This is a genomic window from Streptomyces pathocidini (genome assembly GCF_001418495.1).
GTDB classification, from domain to species: Bacteria; Actinomycetota; Actinomycetes; order Streptomycetales; family Streptomycetaceae; genus Streptomyces; species Streptomyces pathocidini.
Genome location: NZ_LIQY01000054.1, coordinates 1 through 15,316 on the forward strand (window position 1 = coordinate 1; position 15,316 = coordinate 15,316).

Here is a 15,316-nt window from a genome sequence, read left to right on the forward strand (position 1 = left end):
GGTCGGCGAGTCGGTCGTGCACCCCGAGAAGTACTGGCGCAACAACGTCGGCGGCACGACCGAGCTGCTGGCCGCCATGCGCGACGCGGGCGTGCGCACCCTCGTCTTCTCCTCCACCGCCGCCACGTACGGCGAGCCGGTGGCCGTCCCCATCACCGAGGACGCCGCCACCGCGCCCACCAACCCGTACGGCGCCTCCAAGCTCGCCGTCGACCACATGATCGGCGGGGAGTGCGCGGCGCACGGCCTGGCCGCCGTCTCGCTGCGGTACTTCAACGTCGCGGGCGCGTACCAGGCGCGCGACGGCGTCGCGTACGGCGAGCGGCACGACCCCGAGTCGCACCTCATCCCGCTCGTCCTCCAGGTCGCCCAGGGCCGCCGCGAGGCGATCTCCGTCTTCGGCGACGACTACCCGACGCCGGACGGCACCTGCATTCGCGACTACATCCACGTCGCGGACCTGGCCGAGGCGCACCTGCTGGCCCTGGACTCGGCCCGGCCGGGCGACCACCTCATCTGCAACCTGGGCAACGGCAACGGCTTCTCGGTGCGCGAGGTCATCGAGACCGTCCGCAAGGTGACCGGCCACCCCATCCCCGAGGCCGCCGCCCCGCGCCGGGGCGGCGACCCGGCGGTTCTCGTGGCCTCCGCCGAGCAGGCCCGGGGCCGCCTCGGATGGGCCCCGAGCCGGGCCGACCTCGCGGGGATCGTCGCGGACGCGTGGGCGTTCGCGCAGGAACGGGAGCGGCACGCATGAGCGGACTCGACCAACTGGCCGACACCTTCCGGGAGTTGTACGGGCGGGAGCCCGACGGGGTGTGGGCGGCGCCCGGCCGGATCAACCTGATCGGCGAGCACACCGACTACAACGACGGCTTCGTCCTGCCGCTCGCCCTCCCGCACACCGCTCTCGCCGCCGTCGCCCGGCGTGCGGACGGCGTGCTGCGGGTGCACTCCGCGGACGTGCCGGGCGGGGTCGTCGAGCTGGACGTCGCGGAGTTGGCGCCGGGTGGGGGCGGCGGCTGGGCGGCCTACCCGGCCGGGGTCGTGTGGGCGCTGCGCGACGCGGGGCACCCGGTGACGGGCGCGGACCTGCACATCGCCTCGACCGTGCCGACGGGCGCGGGCCTGTCGTCCTCGGCCGCCCTGGAGGTCGTCACGGCGCTGGCCTGCGACGACCTCTTCGAACTCGGCCTGAAGCGCTGGCAGTTGGCGCGGCTGTGCCAGCGGGCGGAGAACGTCTTCGTCGGAGTGCCCTGCGGGATCATGGATCAGACGGCCTCGGCCTGCTGCACCGAGGGGCACGCGCTGCACCTGGACGCGCGCGACCTGGCGCAGCGCCAGGTCCCCTTCGACCTCGCGGCCGAGGGCCTGCGGCTGCTCGTCGTGGACACCCGGGTCCAGCACGAGCTGGGCGAGGGAGCGTACGCGCGGCGGCGCGCGGGCTGCGAGGAGGGGGCGCGTGCGCTGGGCGTGCAAGCCCTTCGGGACGTTGCGCCGGAGCAGCTGGACGACGCCCTCGCGCGCCTGGACGACGAGACCGTGCGCAACTACGTACGCCATGTGGTGACGGAGAACGCGCGCGTGGAGCAGGTCGTCTCCCTCCTCGACCGCGGCGAGACGCGCGCGATCGGCCCGATCCTCACGGCCGGGCATGCCTCCTGCCGGGACGACTTCGCCATCTCCTGCCCGGAGTTGGATCTGGCCGTGGAGACGGCCGGCGCGGCCGGGGCGCTGGGCGCGCGGATGACGGGCGGCGGCTTCGGCGGCTCGGCCATCGTCCTCGCCGAGGAGGCGGACGCCGACGGCATCACGAAGGCCCTCAACGAGGCCTTCGCGTCCGCGGGTTACCGTGCTCCGCGGATCTTCCCCGCGGTTCCGTCGGCGGGTGCCCGGCGTCTGGTCTGAGTCCACGACAGGACTGGTCGGGTTCGGTCAGGGCCTGGCAGATGTGGTCGTCACGGAAGGGTTCGACGCGTTCTTTTCGCGTTCCGCTTCCGTTGTCGGGGTGCCCCCGTACGCTGAAGGGGAGCACCGGTGGGGGCCGGTGCTGATCAGGGGGCGAGACAGTCGGGTACGGCGTTCGGGGCGGGATCGGTCTGGTGCGGCGGCGGCCGCGGGGCTGTGCGATTGCGCCCGGCCCCGCGCGCCGTACCCCATCTGCCGGCAACCCCGAGACTGGGGGGTCTCAAGTGACAGCTGTGACACGCATCAGGGTCCTGGTGGTGGACGACCACCGGATCTTCGCCGAGTCGCTGGCCGCCGCGCTCGCGGCCGAGCCGGACGTCGAGGTGGCGGCCGCGGGCAGCGGCCCCGCCGCGCTGCGCGCCATGGAGCGCGCGGCGGTCGACGGGCGCCCCTTCGACGTTGCGCTGGTCGACGCCGACCTCGGGGCGCACCTCAAGGGCCCGCCTGCTCCCGCCGGTTCACCGGCGGGAGCGATCGGCGCCCAGCTCAAGGGCCCGTACGCGCAGCCCTCCGACGCCGCGGGCCCGGCGCCCTCCGACGGCATCTCGCTGGTGGCCACGGTCCGCTCCGGCCGTCCCGGCGTCCGTACGGTCGTGCTTGCCGAGCGCGACGACCCGCGCCGGGCCGCCGCGGCCCTGCACGCCGGCGCCTCGGGCTGGGTCGCCAAGGACTGCTCGCTCTCCCGCCTGCTGGCCGTCATCCGCGGTGTGCTGCGCGACGAGACGCATCTGCCGCCCGCGCTGCTGACGGGCGTGCTGCGGGAGTTGACGGCCGCCCGCAAGCACCGCACGGAGAGCGAGCGCCTGGTCGAGGCGCTGACCCCGCGCGAGCGCGAGGTGCTGCGCTGCATGGTCGCGGGCCTGGGCCGCAAGGCCGTCGCCGAGCGGCTCTACCTCTCCCCGCACACGGTCCGTACGCACATGCAGAACGTGCTCGGCAAGCTCGGTGTGCACTCCACGCTGGCCGCGGTCGCCCTGGCCCGGCGCGCGGGCGTGGGCCCGGTCGAGATCGAGGAACCGGCCGGCGACGGGTCGGTGTCGGCGTAGTCCGCGTCGGCGTCATCCGCCACCCCGGGGCCGAACGTGCGGTTCAGCCGGGGACGTTGTCGAACGGGGCCGTCAACTGCCGCAGCAGCCCCGCCAGTTCGGCCCGCTGCGCGCGCGACAGCTCGCCGAGGATGGCCCGTTCCTGATCCAGCAGCCCGGCCAGGGCCTGGTCGGCCCGGTCGCGCCCCTCGGCGGTGAGCCGCACCAGCACGCCCCGCCGGTCGCTGGGGTCCGGGAGCCGCTCCACGAGCCCCTTCTTCGCGAGCCGGTCGATCCGGTTGGTCATGGTGCCGGAGGTGACCAGCGTCTGGGTCAGCAGCTGGCCGGGTGAGAGCTGGTACGGGGCGCCGGTCCGGCGCAGCGACGTCAGCACGTCGAACTCCCAGGGCTCCAGGCCGTGCTCGGAGAAGGCGATCCGCCGGGCCCGGTCGAGATGCCTCGCGAGCCGGCTGACCCGGCTGAGCACCTCGAGGGGTTCCACGTCGAGGTCGGGGCGCTCTCGGCGCCACGCCGCGACCAGCCGATCGACCTCGTCCTCCATGGTGATCAGTGTAGTAGGTCTGTCGACATGAAGTCTCTTGATGTCAAGAGATACTCTGGTCAACGTATGGGCATCGTCAGCCGCGGGAAGTGAAGGCGCTTTCCGCGCTTCCTGCACGTCCGGAACATCCGCGAACGCTCCGCCGCAGCAAGGGGGAACCACCCGATGCCAGCCACCTGGGATCCACAGCAGTATCTCCGCCACGCCGGCCACCGAACCCGCCCGTTCATCGACCTGCTCGCCCGCATACCCGAGCTGCCCAACAGCAGCCGCCCCGCCCGTATCGCCGACCTCGGCTGCGGTCCCGGCAACGTGACCGCGCTCCTCGCGGACCGCTGGCCCGACGCCCGGATCACCGGCTTCGACAACTCGCCCGAGATGCTCGCCAAGGCCGCCGAGCTCGCCGGCCCCACCCGGGGAGGAGGCAGCCTCGACTTCCGCACCGCCGACGCCGCCACCTGGATCCCCGACGAGCCGTACGACCTGATCGTCTCCAACGCCGCCCTCCAGTGGGTGCCGGGGCACGCGGAGTCCTTCCCCGCCTGGACCGAGGCGCTGACACCGGGCGGCACGCTCGCCTTCCAGGTGCCCGGCAACTTCGTCTCACCGAGCCACGCGCTGCTCGGCGAGCTCTGCGACACCCCGCAGTGGCGGGACCGGCTCGGCCGCCACGGGCGGCTGTTCGTCCACATCCTGGAACCGTGGGAGTACCTGACCCGGCTCACCGACCTCGGCTGCGAGGCGGTCGCCTGGGAGACCACCTACATACAGCTCCTCCAGGGCGAGGACCCGGTCCTGGACTGGGTCAAGGGCACGGCCCTCCGCCCGGTCCTCACCGCCCTGGCCGACGACGAACCGGCCCAGGAGGAGTTCCTCCTCCAATACCGCGACCTGCTCCGCAAGGCCTACCCGCCGGGCCCCCACGGCACGGTCTTCCCCTTCCGCCGCATCTTCGCGCTGGCGCGCAAGCCGGGAGAGTAGCGGTCCGACCCTGCCCTCGTGGCCGCTGCCGGTTCGGCTCCCCCAGCTACCGCTGGGAGGGGCCCAGCCGGGCTGCGCCACGGGGGCCACGGGCCGCCGCGGAAAGGCTCAGCTCCGCCGGTGCCCGATCAGGCGCGGCTTCGGCTCCAGGCCGTCGAGGCCGTGCCAGGCCAGGTTCACCAGATGGGCGGCGACCTCCGCCTTCTTCGGCCTGCGGACATCCAGCCACCACTGGCCCGTCAGCGCCACCATCCCCACCAGCGCCTGCGCATAGAGCGGGGCCAGCTTCGGATCGAAGCCGCGCGCCTTGAACTCCAGGCCCAGGATGTCCTCGACCTGGGTCGCGATATCGCTGATCAGCGAGGCGAAGGTGCCCGTGGACTGGGCGACGGGAGAGTCCCGTACGAGGATCCGGAAGCCGTCCGTGTACCTCTCGATGTAGTCGAGGAGGGCGAAGGCGGCCTGCTCCAGCAGCTCCCGCGGATGCCCCGCGGTCAGCGCGCCGGTGACCATGTCGAGCAGCTGCCGCATCTCGCGGTCCACCACCACCGCGTACAGCCCCTCCTTGCCGCCGAAGTGCTCGTACACCACCGGCTTGGAGACCCCGGCCTTCGCCGCGATCTCCTCCACCGACGTGCCCTCGAAGCCCTTCTCGGCGAAGAGCGCGCGGCCGATGTCCAGCAGCTGCTCCCGACGCTCCTTGCCGGTCATCCGCACCCGGCGCGCCCGCCGGGTGCCGGCGCCCGAGGGGCGGCCGCCCGACGGGGAGGTACGGCTCTTATCGCTGCTGTTGTCAATCGCCACGCCGTCAATCATGCCGCCTTCGCGGCCCCGCCTTCATCCGAGATTCCGGACTTGCGCCGGGCGTCGATCCGGGCGGCGTTCGGCCACCGCACGTCGTAGGCCCAGCCGAGCAGCTCGAACCAGCGGATGATCCGGGCGCTGGAGTCGATCTGGCCGCGCATCACGCCGTGCCGCGCGGAGGTCGGGTCGGCGTGGTGCAGGTTGTGCCAGGACTCGCCGCAGGAGAGCACGGCCAGCCACCAGACGTTGCCGGACTTGTCACGGGACTTGAAGGGGCGCTTGCCCACCGCGTGGCAGATCGAGTTGATCGACCATGTCACGTGGTGCAGCAGCGCCACCCGCACCAGCGAGCCCCAGAAGAACGCCGTCACCGCGCCCTGCCAGGACCACGTCACCAGACCGCCCACCAGCGGCGGCAGCGCCAGCGACACCGCGGTCCACAGCACGAACTGGCGCGAGACGGCGCGGATGGCCGGGTCCTTGATCAGGTCGGGCGCGTACTTGTGCTGCGGCGTCTGCTCCTCGTCGAACATCCAGCCGATGTGCGCCCACCACAGCCCCTTCATCAGGGCCGGCACGGTCTCGCCGAACCGCCACGGCGAGTGGGGGTCACCCTCGGCGTCGGAGAACTTGTGGTGCTTGCGGTGGTCAGCCACCCACCGCACCAGCGGGCCCTCCACGGCCATCGAGCCCATGACCGCGAGCGCGACGCGCAGCGGGCGCCTGGCCTTGAACGAGCCGTGTGTGAAGTAGCGGTGGAAGCCGATGGTGATGCCGTGGCACCCGAGGTAGTACATGAACGTCATCAACCCCAGGTCCAGCCAGCTCACCCCCCAGCCCCACGCCAGCGGCACCGCCGCGACCAGCGCGACGAACGGAACGGTGATGAACAGCAGCAGCGTGATCTGCTCGATCGACCTCTTGCTGTCCCCGCCGAGCGTGGCGGAGGGAAGCGGGGCGTCGGTCGCCTTCGGGGCGTCTTCCATCACATGGGGGGGTGTGGTCATGGGGGCGTCCCTCATCGGACTGGACTTGGCTACGGTTCCGTAACCTACGGCATCGTAAGTATGGCAGGGCTCGGTGACCGGACAAGAGGGCTGCGGACAACGGCGTGGTGACGGCGACCTATCCTGGTGGCGTCGGACAGCGCGGTCCGCACCCACGCCCATCGTGCAACTCACCGCAAGGAGCCGCACCTGTGAGCAGTGCCGACATCACCCCCGAGACCACCGGCAACGCAGCACTGCGTGCCGACATCCGCAGGCTCGGCGACCTGCTGGGCGAGACCCTCGTACGCCAGGAGGGCCAGGACCTCCTCGACCTGGTGGAGCGCGTCCGCGCACTCACCCGTACGGATGGCGAGGCAGCCGCGGAACTGCTGGGTGAGACGGACCTGGAGACGGCGGGCAAGCTCGTGCGCGCCTTCTCCACCTACTTCCACCTCGCCAACATCACCGAGCAGGTGCACCGCGGCAAGGAGCTGCGCGAGCACCGCGCGGCCGAGGGCAGCCTGCTCGCCCGCACCGCCGACGCGCTCAAGGACGCCGACCCCGAGCACCTGGCCCGCACCGTCGAGCACCTCAGCGTCCGGCCGGTGTTCACCGCCCACCCCACCGAGGCCGCCCGCCGCTCGGTGCTCACCAAGCTCCGCCGCATCGCCGCCCTCCTGGACACCCAGGCCGACGGCGGCGACCGGCGCCGCGCCGACCTGCGGCTGGCCGAGAACATCGACCTCATCTGGCAGACCGACGAACTGCGCGTCGCCCGCCCCGAGCCCGCCGACGAGGCCCGCAACGCCATCTACTACCTCGACGAGCTGCACCAGGGCGCCGTCGGCGACGTACTGGAGGACCTGGCCGCTGAGCTGGAGCGGGTGGGCGTCGAACTACCTGCCGGCACCCGCCCGTTGACCTTCGGCACCTGGATCGGCGGTGACCGCGACGGCAACCCCAACGTGACCCCCGAGGTCACCTGGGAGGTGCTGGTCCTCCAGCACGAACACGGCATCACCGACGCCCTGGAGGCCATCGACTCCCTCCGCGGCCTGCTCTCCAACTCCATCCGCTACACCGGCGCCACCGAGGAACTCCTCGCCTCCCTCCAGACCGACCTGGAACGGCTGCCCGAGATCAGCCCCCGCTACAAGCGCCTCAACGCCGAGGAGCCCTACCGCCTCAAGGCCACCTGCGTACGGCAGAAGCTCGTCAACACCCGCGAGCGCCTCGCCAAGGGCACCCCTCACGAGCCGGGCCGCGACTACCTCGGCACCGCCGAGCTGCTGCACGACCTCACGCTCATCCAGACCTCGCTGCGCGCCCACCGCGGCGGCCTGTTCGCCGACGGCCGCCTGGACCGCACCATCCGCACCCTGGCCGCCTTCGGCCTCCAGCTCGCCACCATGGACGTACGCGAGCACGCCGACGCCCACCACCACGCCCTCGGCCAGCTCTTCGACCGGCTCGGCGAGGAATCCTGGCGGTACGCGGACATGCCGCGCGACTACCGTGCCAAGCTCCTGGCCAAGGAGCTGCGCTCGCGGCGCCCGCTCGCTCCCACCCCGGCACCGCTGGACGCCGCGGGAGAGAAGACCCTCGGCGTCTTCTCGACCATCGGCAAGGCCATGCGGCGCTTCGGGCCCGAGGTGATCGAGTCCTACATCATCTCCATGTGCCAGGGCGCCGACGACGTCTTCGCCGCGGCCGTCCTCGCCCGCGAGGCCGGGCTGATCGACCTGCACGCCGGCTGGGCCAGGATCGGCATCGTGCCGCTGCTGGAGACCACCGACGAACTGCGCGCCGCCGACGTCATCCTCGACGACATGCTCGCCGACCCCTCCTACCGCCGCCTGGTCGCCCTGCGCGGAGACGTCCAGGAGGTCATGCTCGGCTACTCCGACTCCTCCAAGTTCGGCGGCATCACCACCAGCCAGTGGGAGATCCACCGCGCCCAGCGCCGACTGCGCGACGTGGCCCACCGCTACGGGGTCCGGCTGCGGCTCTTCCACGGCCGCGGCGGCACCGTCGGCCGCGGCGGCGGCCCCACCCACGACGCGATCCTCGCCCAGCCCTACGGCACCCTGGAGGGCGAGATCAAGGTGACCGAGCAGGGCGAGGTCATCTCCGACAAGTACCTCGTGCCGTCCCTGGCCCGCGAGAACCTCGAACTCACCGTCGCCGCCACCCTCCAGGCCTCCGCCCTGCACACCGCGCCCCGCCAGTCCGACGAGGCCCTGGCCCGCTGGGACGCGGCCATGGACACCGTCTCCGACGCCGCCCACGGCGCGTACCGCAAGCTGGTCGAGGACCCGGACCTGCCCGCGTACTTCTTCGCCTCCACCCCCGTCGACCAGCTCGCCGACCTCCACCTCGGCTCCCGGCCCTCCCGCCGGCCCGACTCCGGCGCCGGACTCGACGGGCTGCGGGCCATCCCGTGGGTGTTCGGCTGGACCCAGTCGCGGCAGATCGTGCCCGGCTGGTTCGGCGTCGGCTCGGGCCTGAAGGCCGCCCGCGAGGCCGGGCTCGGCACGGTCATCGACGAGATGCACCAGCAGTGGCACTTCTTCCGCAACTTCCTCTCCAACGTCGAGATGACGCTGACCAAGACGGATCTGCGGATCGCCCGCCACTACGTCGACACCCTCGTGCCCGACGAGCTCAGGCACGTCTTCGAGGCGATCGAGGCCGAACACGAACTGACCGTGCAGGAAGTCCTGCGGATCACCGGCGAGCACGAACTGCTCGACTCCAACCCGGTGCTGCAGCAGACCTTCCGGGTGCGCGACGCCTACCTCGACCCCATCTCGTACCTCCAGGTCGCCCTCCTGGACCGGCAGCGCATGGCCGCCGAGCGCGGCGAGGAGCCGGACCCGCTGCTGTCGCGGGCCCTGCTGCTGACGGTCAACGGGGTGGCCGCGGGGCTGCGCAACACCGGCTGAGCCCGCGGGGGCCGGGGGCTTCGGCTCCCGGCCCCCGGCGCGCTCACAACGTCACGAACGACCCTGGCTCATGGAGTCCGGCCCCGGGCTCACCGCGTCCGGCTCACAGCGTCGCGAACGCGGCGCCCAGCAGGGCCACGCCCAGCAGGCCCGTCACCCACGCCGTACGCCGCATCCGCAGGCCGCCCGCGATCACCAGGGCGGCCAGCAGGAGCGCACCGCCCAACGGCACCCACGCGTACAGGACCCCGGCCCAGCCCGTGCGCACGACCTCGTTCGTACCCGGCCGCACGGCCACGGGCAGACGCTCGCCCTTCTCGTGCGTGACGGCCTTGTCGATGCTCACCTTCGGCCGGTCGGTGCCCGACGAGGGGGAGGCGGCCGTGAACCGGCCGGTGCAGGTGTCCTCGGCGCAGCCGGTGATGACCACCGTGCCGCGCTCGCGGCCCTTCGTCAGCATCGCGTGCTGCGCCGTGTTCCACGAGGTCCACACCCCGGCGACGAGCAGCAGCAGGACCACGCACGCCGCCGCCAGGTTCCTGCCGACCAGCAGCAGGCCGTAGGCGCTCTCGCCCGCGCGGCGGACACGGCTGCGTCGGATGGTGCTGGTTCTGGCCATGGCGGCGATCCTTGGCCATCGGTCAGCTCTCGGTCAACCTGGGTGGTCGGCTTGTGCGGAGCTGTCCGTTTGGGTGGCCCTGGTGGTCCATTGGGCGCTTTTTGTTACGAGTTGTAGGTGCCCTGGGCTCGTTCGAGGCCGTCCACGATCAGCGTCTCGACCGCGTCCGCCGCCCGGTCCACGAAGTAGTCCAGCTCCTTGCGCTCCGCCGAGGAGAAGTCCTTCAGCACGAACGCGGCCACATCCATCCGGCCCGGCGGGCGGCCGATACCGAAACGCACCCGGTGGTAGTCGGGCCCCATCGACTTCGTGATCGACTTCAGACCGTTGTGGCCGTTGTCGCCACCACCCAACTTCAGCCGCAGCGCGCCGTAGTCGATGTCCAACTCGTCATGGATCGCCACAATGTGGGAGACCGGGACCTTGTAGAAATCCCTCAACGCCGTCACCGGGCCACCGGAGAGGTTCATGTACGACATGGGCTTGGCGACGATGACACGGCGACCGGCGGGACCCGGCGCGCCCACCCGCCCCTCGACCACCTGGGCACGGGACTTGTGCGCCTTGAAGCGGGCCCGCATCCGATCCGCGAGCAGATCGGCCACCATGAAGCCGACGTTGTGGCGGTTCGCCGCGTATTCGGGACCAGGGTTGCCCAACCCCACGATCAGCCAAGGGCCTTCGGCGGTGTCGCTCATGGTGCGGGTCTTCTCCTCAACGGACCTGCCGCGGGCGGCGCGTACAACGGCCCAACCGTGTCCCGCGACTGCCGCGCGGGACACGGTTGGAAGGCGGGGTTCCAGGGGACTCGCCCCCGGACCCTGAAGAGCGATCCGGAACGGATCGGACTCAAGCCAGTCCGGAACGGATCAGGCTCAGGCCTCGGCGGGCGCCTCGGCGGCAGCCTCCTCGCCCTCGCCCTCCTCCTCGGCCTCGGCAGCCGGCTCCTCGGCCTGGGCGGCCAGGACCTGGAGGACGACCGCGTCCTCCTCGACGGCCAGCGTGGTGCCCTTCGGCAGCGCGATGTCCTTCGCCAGGATGGAGGCGCCGGCCTCCAGGCCCTCGACGGAGACGGTGACACCCTCGGGGATGTGGGTGGCCTCGGTCTCGACCGGCAGCGTGTTCAGCACGTGCTCGAGCAGGTTGCCGCCCGGGGCCAGCTCGCCCTCGGTGTTGATCGGAATGTCGACGGTGACCTTCTCGCCCTTCTTCACGGCCAGGAAGTCGATGTGCTCCAGGAACCGGCGGATGGGCTCACGGACCACGGCCTTGGGAATGACCAGCTCGCTCTTGCCGTCGATCTGCAGGCGGAGCAGCACGTTCGGAGTCTTGAGCGCCATCATCAGCGCGTGGCTGTCGACCGACACGTGCTTCGGCTCGGCACCGTGGCCGTAGATGACACCGGGGACCTTGCTCTCGCGGCGGAGACGGCGGGCAGCACCCTTGCCGAACTCGATACGCGGCTCAGCGGCCAGCTTGACCTCTGCCATGACTGCACTCCTCGTAACTGAAGGAACATCTGGATGGGACGGTCACCCGGCCCACGACAGACCTGCTACGAAGAGCGCGTCGATAACGGACCGCCGTACGTCGCAATGCGTACGGCCTCCCTCGCCGAGCAACTCGATGAGTCTACTCGGCAGGGAGGCCGCCTCAAACTCGATCAGTCAGCAGGCCGCTGATCAGGCCTGCTCGTCGAAGAGGCTCGTCACCGAGCCGTCCTCGAACACCTCGCGCAACGCACGCGCGATGGTCGGCGCCATCGACAGCACCGTGATCTTGTCCAGCTCCTGCTCGCCCGGGGTCGGCAGCGTGTTGGTGAAGATGAACTCGCTCACCTTGGAGTTCTTCAACCGGTCCGCGGCCGGGCCCGAGAGCACGCCGTGGGTCGCCGCGACGATCACGTCCTCCGCGCCGTTGGCGAACAGCGCGTCCGCCGCGGCACAGATGGTGCCACCGGTGTCGATCATGTCGTCGACCAGGACACACACCCGGCCCTTCACGTCACCGACGACCTCGTGCACCGTCACCTGGTTCGCGACGTCCTTGTCACGCCGCTTGTGCACGATCGCCAGCGGCGCGCCCAGCCGGTCGCACCACCGGTCCGCCACCCGTACCCGGCCGGCGTCCGGGGAGACGACCGTCAGCTTGTCGCGGTCCACCTTCGCGCCCACGTAGTCCGCCAGCACCGGCAGCGCGAAGAGGTGGTCCACCGGGCCGTCGAAGAAGCCCTGGATCTGGTCCGTGTGCAGATCCACCGTGAGGATGCGGTCGGCACCGGAGGTCTTCAGCAGGTCCGCGATCAGACGGGCCGAGATCGGCTCACGACCGCGGTGCTTCTTGTCCTGCCGGGCATAGCCGAAGAACGGCAGGATCACGGTGATGCTCCGCGCCGACGCCCGCTTCAGGGCGTCCACCATGATCAACTGCTCCATGATCCACTTGTTGATGGGAGCCGTGTGGCTCTGCATCAGAAAGCAGTCCGCGCCTCGCGCCGACTCCTGGAAACGGACGTAGATCTCGCCGTTCGCAAAGTCGAAGGCCTTGGTCGGGACCAGGCCCACACCCAGCTGGTGCGCGACCTCCTCCGCCAGCTCGGGGTGGGCGCGGCCGGAGAAGAGCATCAATTTCTTCTCGCCGGTCGTCTTGATCCCGGTCACTGCGTATCTCCTTGCCGATTCGGCTCTCACGGGGCACTTACACGGGCGTTTCGTGTATCGATCATGTTTCGACGCGTGCGCGTACGGCGTGTGCTTTTGGCGTGTGCTCTTACGGTACGCCCCGCAAGGCGCGCCCGTGTACCAGTCATTCCCGGCCTTCGCCCTCCCGGCGAGCGGCCTCGGCGGCCTGCGCGGCCGCACTTCCCGGGCGCTTGCGTGCCACCCAGCCCTCGATGTTCCGCTGCTGGCCGCGCGCGACCGCCAGCGAACCCGCGGGCACATCCTTGGTGATGACCGAGCCCGCCGCCGTATAGGCACCGTCCCCGACCGTGACGGGCGCCACAAACATGTTGTCCGAGCCGGTACGGCAGTGGGAGCCGATCGTCGTGTGGTGCTTGGCCACCCCGTCGTAGTTCACGAACACACTGGCCGCGCCGATGTTGGAGTACTCGCCGATCGTCGCGTCCCCGACATAGGACAGGTGCGGCACCTTCGTGCCCTCGCCGATGTCCGCGTTCTTCATCTCCACATACGCCCCGGCCTTCGCCTTCGGGCCGAGCTTCGTACCGGGCCGCAGATACGCGTACGGGCCCACGTTCGCGCCCGGGCCGACCAGTGCGCCCTCGGCGACCGTGTTGACCACACGCGCGCCCTCGCCCACGGCGGTGTCGGTGAGCGAGCAGTTCGGACCCACCTCGGCACCCGCGGCCAGGTGTGTGGCACCGTGCAGCTGGGTGCCCGGGTGGACCAGGGTGTCCTGCTCGAAGGTCACCGTCACATCCACCCAGGTCGTCGCCGGGTCGACCACGGTCACCCCGGCGAGCATCGCTCGCTCCAGCAGCCGCTCGTTGAGCAGCCGGCGCGCCTCGGCGAGCTGCACACGGTTGTTGATGCCCAGGATCTCGCGATGGTCCGCGGCCACGGCCGCGCCGACGCGGTGGCCCTCGCCGCGCAGGATGCCGAGGACGTCCGTCAGGTACTCCTCGCCCTGGCTGTTGTCCGTGCGGACCCTGCCGAGAGCCTCGGCCAGCAGCCGCCCGTCGAAGGCGAACACCCCCGAGTTGATCTCGCTGATGGCGCGCTGCTCGTCGGTCGCGTCCTTGTGCTCGACGATCGCCGTGACCGCGCCGTCGGCCTGGTCGCGCACGATCCGGCCGTAGCCGGTGGCGTCGGGCACGACGGCGGTCAGCACGGTGACGGCGTTGCCGTCCGCGGTGTGCGTGCCGGCCAGGTTCCGGAGGGTCGCGCCGGTGAGCAGCGGGGTGTCGCCGCAGACGACGACCACGGTGCCCTCGACGGCTTCGCCGTCCACCTTGGCCAGCTCCTCCAGGCCCATGCGGACGGCGTGGCCCGTCCCGTTCTGCTCGTGCTGGACGGCGGTGCGGGTGCCCGGGTCGATCTCGCCGAGGTGGGCGGTGACCTGCTCCCGGCCGTGGCCGACGATCACGACGAGCTGCTCGGGATCGAGCTCGCGGGAGGCGGCGACGACGTGGCCGACCAGCGACCGGCCGCAGAGGGAGTGCAGGACCTTGGGGGTCGTCGACTTCATGCGGGTGCCCTCACCCGCTGCGAGGACGACGACGGCTGCCGGGCGGTTGGCGCTCACGGGTGTGCCCTTCGGCTTCTTCGGGTGGTGGACACTCGCAGGATACCGGGGCGTATTTCGCCGGAAACGCGTCGGGTCCTGACCATTCCGGTCAGGACCCGAACTGAGCCTTGCTCCCGGGGGAGGACTCGAACCCCCATGAGCAGAACCAAAATCTGCCGTCTTGCCCTTAGACGACCCGGGATGGGCTACTTGCGCCCTATGTCCGTTTCGGCTTGTGGGCGCGATCTGCAGAAGACACTATGCCGTACCACCAGCCCTCGATGCGACGGTACAGGTCTGCGCTCCCCAGTACGCGGACCGCGAGGCAGCCCTGATAGCCCTCTCCCGTGTTCTTTCGGTTCGTCTTCGGGTTAGAGCCGGATCATGTCGGGGTCGCTGTTGACGAAGATGGCGCGCTCCCTCAGTTTGTGGGGCTTGCTCTTCGATCCCTCCGACCAGTAGAGCCCCACGCCGATGAGGAACAGCTCTCGAGTGGATCAAGGGGAGTTGTCGACCTGTGACAGTTAAGGGAGCTGTCGACCTGTGACAGTTACAGCAATCCGTCCCACATCTGTTCCAGGAGGACCGACCACCAGTTCTCCGGGGAGGTGAGGGCGGGCGGGTCCAGGGCGGCGAGTTGGGTCTGGAAGTCGACGGTCCAGCGCGCGGCCTGCTCGGGGGTGAGCCCGTAGCGCAGCCGCCACATGCGGCCGAGGAGGGCCAGGGAGCGGGCGAATTCGGGGATGCCGGTGCTGACGAACTGGGGCGTGGTGCCGCCCGGGGAGGGCTCCAGGGGGACGGCGACGATGTGGGCCGTGCCGTACTGGACGCACAGCTGCTTGCCGAAGTCGTTGCCCATGACCAGGTACGAGGACGCGTCGGGCGCGGCCGGTATGCCGCGCTCCGCGGCCAGTTCGGCCAGGGTCGGGACCGGGTGGCCGGGCTGGGCCCGGGCCCAGAAGAACGGGCCGAAGTCGCGTGGCAGGCCTGCCTGTACGAGGGTTCTGGCGACCGGCTCCGGGACGCCCTGCCGGGCCACCGCCTGGTGTTCGCAGCGGACGACCCCCTGGGGGCCGAAGGCCTGGAGCAGCTCCTGGCCGATCCCCTCCGGGGGGATCGGCGGCATCGGCTGGACCTGGCTCGGGTGGGGGAGCGGGACGCGGTTCGGTGGCGGG

At 71.1% G+C, this 15,316-nt stretch carries 14 protein-coding genes, 1 tRNA gene and 1 pseudogene; 5 read left to right on the forward strand and 11 right to left on the reverse strand.

The annotated features are described in order from the left end of the window. From galE to AOK16_RS03570, 3 genes are all read left to right on the forward strand, one after another. Positions 1–757, forward strand: a 757-nt coding sequence (galE, locus tag AOK16_RS03560; RefSeq protein ID WP_055470740.1) for a UDP-glucose 4-epimerase GalE, incomplete at its 5' end; no start/stop codon positions are given. Further along, the gene (gene galK, locus AOK16_RS03565) at positions 754–1,908 is read left to right on the forward strand and encodes a galactokinase (RefSeq protein ID WP_055470741.1); all 1,155 of its coding nucleotides are present in this window, start codon (positions 754–756) and stop codon (positions 1,906–1,908) included. The genes galE and galK, both read left to right, overlap by 4 nt. A 293-nt stretch (positions 1,909–2,201) precedes the next feature. Further along, the gene (locus AOK16_RS03570; protein ID WP_055470742.1) at positions 2,202–3,014 is read left to right on the forward strand and encodes a response regulator transcription factor; all 813 of its coding nucleotides are present in this window, start codon (positions 2,202–2,204) and stop codon (positions 3,012–3,014) included. Between the two features lie 43 nt (positions 3,015–3,057). Here AOK16_RS03570 and AOK16_RS03575 read toward each other — a convergent pair whose 3' ends face one another. Then, positions 3,058–3,555 carry a MarR family winged helix-turn-helix transcriptional regulator gene (locus tag AOK16_RS03575; RefSeq protein ID WP_055470743.1) on the reverse strand — a complete coding sequence of 166 codons (498 nt, stop codon included), beginning with the start codon at positions 3,553–3,555 and terminating at the stop codon, positions 3,058–3,060. Positions 3,556–3,720: 165 nt separating this feature from the next. On the opposite strand from AOK16_RS03575, the gene AOK16_RS03580 reads away from it, so the two are divergent. Further along, complete coding sequence (locus tag AOK16_RS03580; RefSeq protein ID WP_055470744.1) at positions 3,721–4,536, forward strand: trans-aconitate 2-methyltransferase; 816 nt, start codon at positions 3,721–3,723, stop codon at positions 4,534–4,536. 108 nt (positions 4,537–4,644) lie between these two features. On the opposite strand, the gene AOK16_RS03585 is transcribed toward AOK16_RS03580, so the two are convergent. Both AOK16_RS03585 and AOK16_RS03590 read right to left on the reverse strand, forming a co-directional pair. Then, on the reverse strand, positions 4,645–5,352 hold the full coding sequence (locus AOK16_RS03585) for a TetR/AcrR family transcriptional regulator (RefSeq protein ID WP_055470745.1): 708 nt from the start codon (positions 5,350–5,352) through the stop codon (positions 4,645–4,647). Then, positions 5,349–6,347 (reverse strand): acyl-CoA desaturase, encoded by a 999-nt coding sequence (locus tag AOK16_RS03590; protein WP_055470746.1) that lies wholly within the window; start codon positions 6,345–6,347, stop codon positions 5,349–5,351. The genes AOK16_RS03585 and AOK16_RS03590 overlap by 4 nt, the downstream gene beginning before the upstream one ends. Positions 6,348–6,538: 191 nt before the next feature. Between AOK16_RS03590 and ppc the strand changes: the two genes are divergently transcribed. Further along, positions 6,539–9,274 carry a phosphoenolpyruvate carboxylase gene (ppc, locus tag AOK16_RS03595; RefSeq protein ID WP_055470747.1) on the forward strand — a complete coding sequence of 912 codons (2,736 nt, stop codon included), beginning with the start codon at positions 6,539–6,541 and terminating at the stop codon, positions 9,272–9,274. 103 nt (positions 9,275–9,377) lie between these two features. On the opposite strand, the gene AOK16_RS03600 is transcribed toward ppc, so the two are convergent. From AOK16_RS03600 to AOK16_RS03630, 8 genes and pseudogenes are all read right to left on the reverse strand, one after another. Then, positions 9,378–9,893: a hypothetical protein gene (locus tag AOK16_RS03600; RefSeq protein WP_055470748.1), complete on the reverse strand. Its 516-nt coding sequence runs from the start codon at positions 9,891–9,893 to the stop codon at positions 9,378–9,380. Between the two features lie 104 nt (positions 9,894–9,997). Continuing rightward, the gene (gene pth, locus AOK16_RS03605; protein WP_055470749.1) at positions 9,998–10,591 is read right to left on the reverse strand and encodes an aminoacyl-tRNA hydrolase; all 594 of its coding nucleotides are present in this window, start codon (positions 10,589–10,591) and stop codon (positions 9,998–10,000) included. A 177-nt stretch (positions 10,592–10,768) separates the two neighbouring features. Beyond that, positions 10,769–11,383: a 50S ribosomal protein L25/general stress protein Ctc gene (locus AOK16_RS03610; protein WP_055470750.1), complete on the reverse strand. Its 615-nt coding sequence runs from the start codon at positions 11,381–11,383 to the stop codon at positions 10,769–10,771. Positions 11,384–11,575: 192 nt separating this feature from the next. After that, positions 11,576–12,553 carry a ribose-phosphate diphosphokinase gene (locus AOK16_RS03615; RefSeq protein WP_055470751.1) on the reverse strand — a complete coding sequence of 326 codons (978 nt, stop codon included), beginning with the start codon at positions 12,551–12,553 and terminating at the stop codon, positions 11,576–11,578. Between the two features lie 145 nt (positions 12,554–12,698). Continuing rightward, positions 12,699–14,159, reverse strand: coding sequence for a bifunctional UDP-N-acetylglucosamine diphosphorylase/glucosamine-1-phosphate N-acetyltransferase GlmU (gene glmU / locus AOK16_RS03620; protein ID WP_055470752.1), 1,461 nt, complete (start codon positions 14,157–14,159; stop codon positions 12,699–12,701). Positions 14,160–14,272: 113 nt separating this feature from the next. Next, positions 14,273–14,343: transfer RNA gene (locus AOK16_RS03625), tRNA-Gln, on the reverse strand. A gap of 15 nt (positions 14,344–14,358) precedes the next feature. Then, positions 14,359–14,632: pseudogene (locus tag AOK16_RS27935) on the reverse strand (hypothetical protein); the annotation flags it as partial. A gap of 59 nt (positions 14,633–14,691) precedes the next feature. Beyond that, positions 14,692–15,316: SUKH-4 family immunity protein (locus AOK16_RS03630; RefSeq protein ID WP_205627623.1), on the reverse strand; the 625-nt coding region annotated here is incomplete at its 5' end.

Bases quoted from the DNA above. Each gene is read 5' to 3' on its own strand.
- galK (WP_055470741.1), top strand. From the start codon at position 754: ATGAGCGGACTCGACCAACTGGCCGACACCTTCCGGGAGTTGTACGGG.
- AOK16_RS03575 (WP_055470743.1), bottom strand. From the start codon at position 3,555: ATGGAGGACGAGGTCGATCGGCTGGTCGCGGCGTGGCGCCGAGAGCGC.
- AOK16_RS03580 (WP_055470744.1), top strand. From the start codon at position 3,721: ATGCCAGCCACCTGGGATCCACAGCAGTATCTCCGCCACGCCGGCCAC.
- AOK16_RS03585 (WP_055470745.1), bottom strand. From the start codon at position 5,352: ATGATTGACGGCGTGGCGATTGACAACAGCAGCGATAAGAGCCGTACC.
- AOK16_RS03590 (WP_055470746.1), bottom strand. From the start codon at position 6,347: ATGACCACACCCCCCCATGTGATGGAAGACGCCCCGAAGGCGACCGAC.
- AOK16_RS03600 (WP_055470748.1), bottom strand. From the start codon at position 9,893: ATGGCCAGAACCAGCACCATCCGACGCAGCCGTGTCCGCCGCGCGGGC.
- pth (WP_055470749.1), bottom strand. From the start codon at position 10,591: ATGAGCGACACCGCCGAAGGCCCTTGGCTGATCGTGGGGTTGGGCAAC.
- AOK16_RS03610 (WP_055470750.1), bottom strand. From the start codon at position 11,383: ATGGCAGAGGTCAAGCTGGCCGCTGAGCCGCGTATCGAGTTCGGCAAG.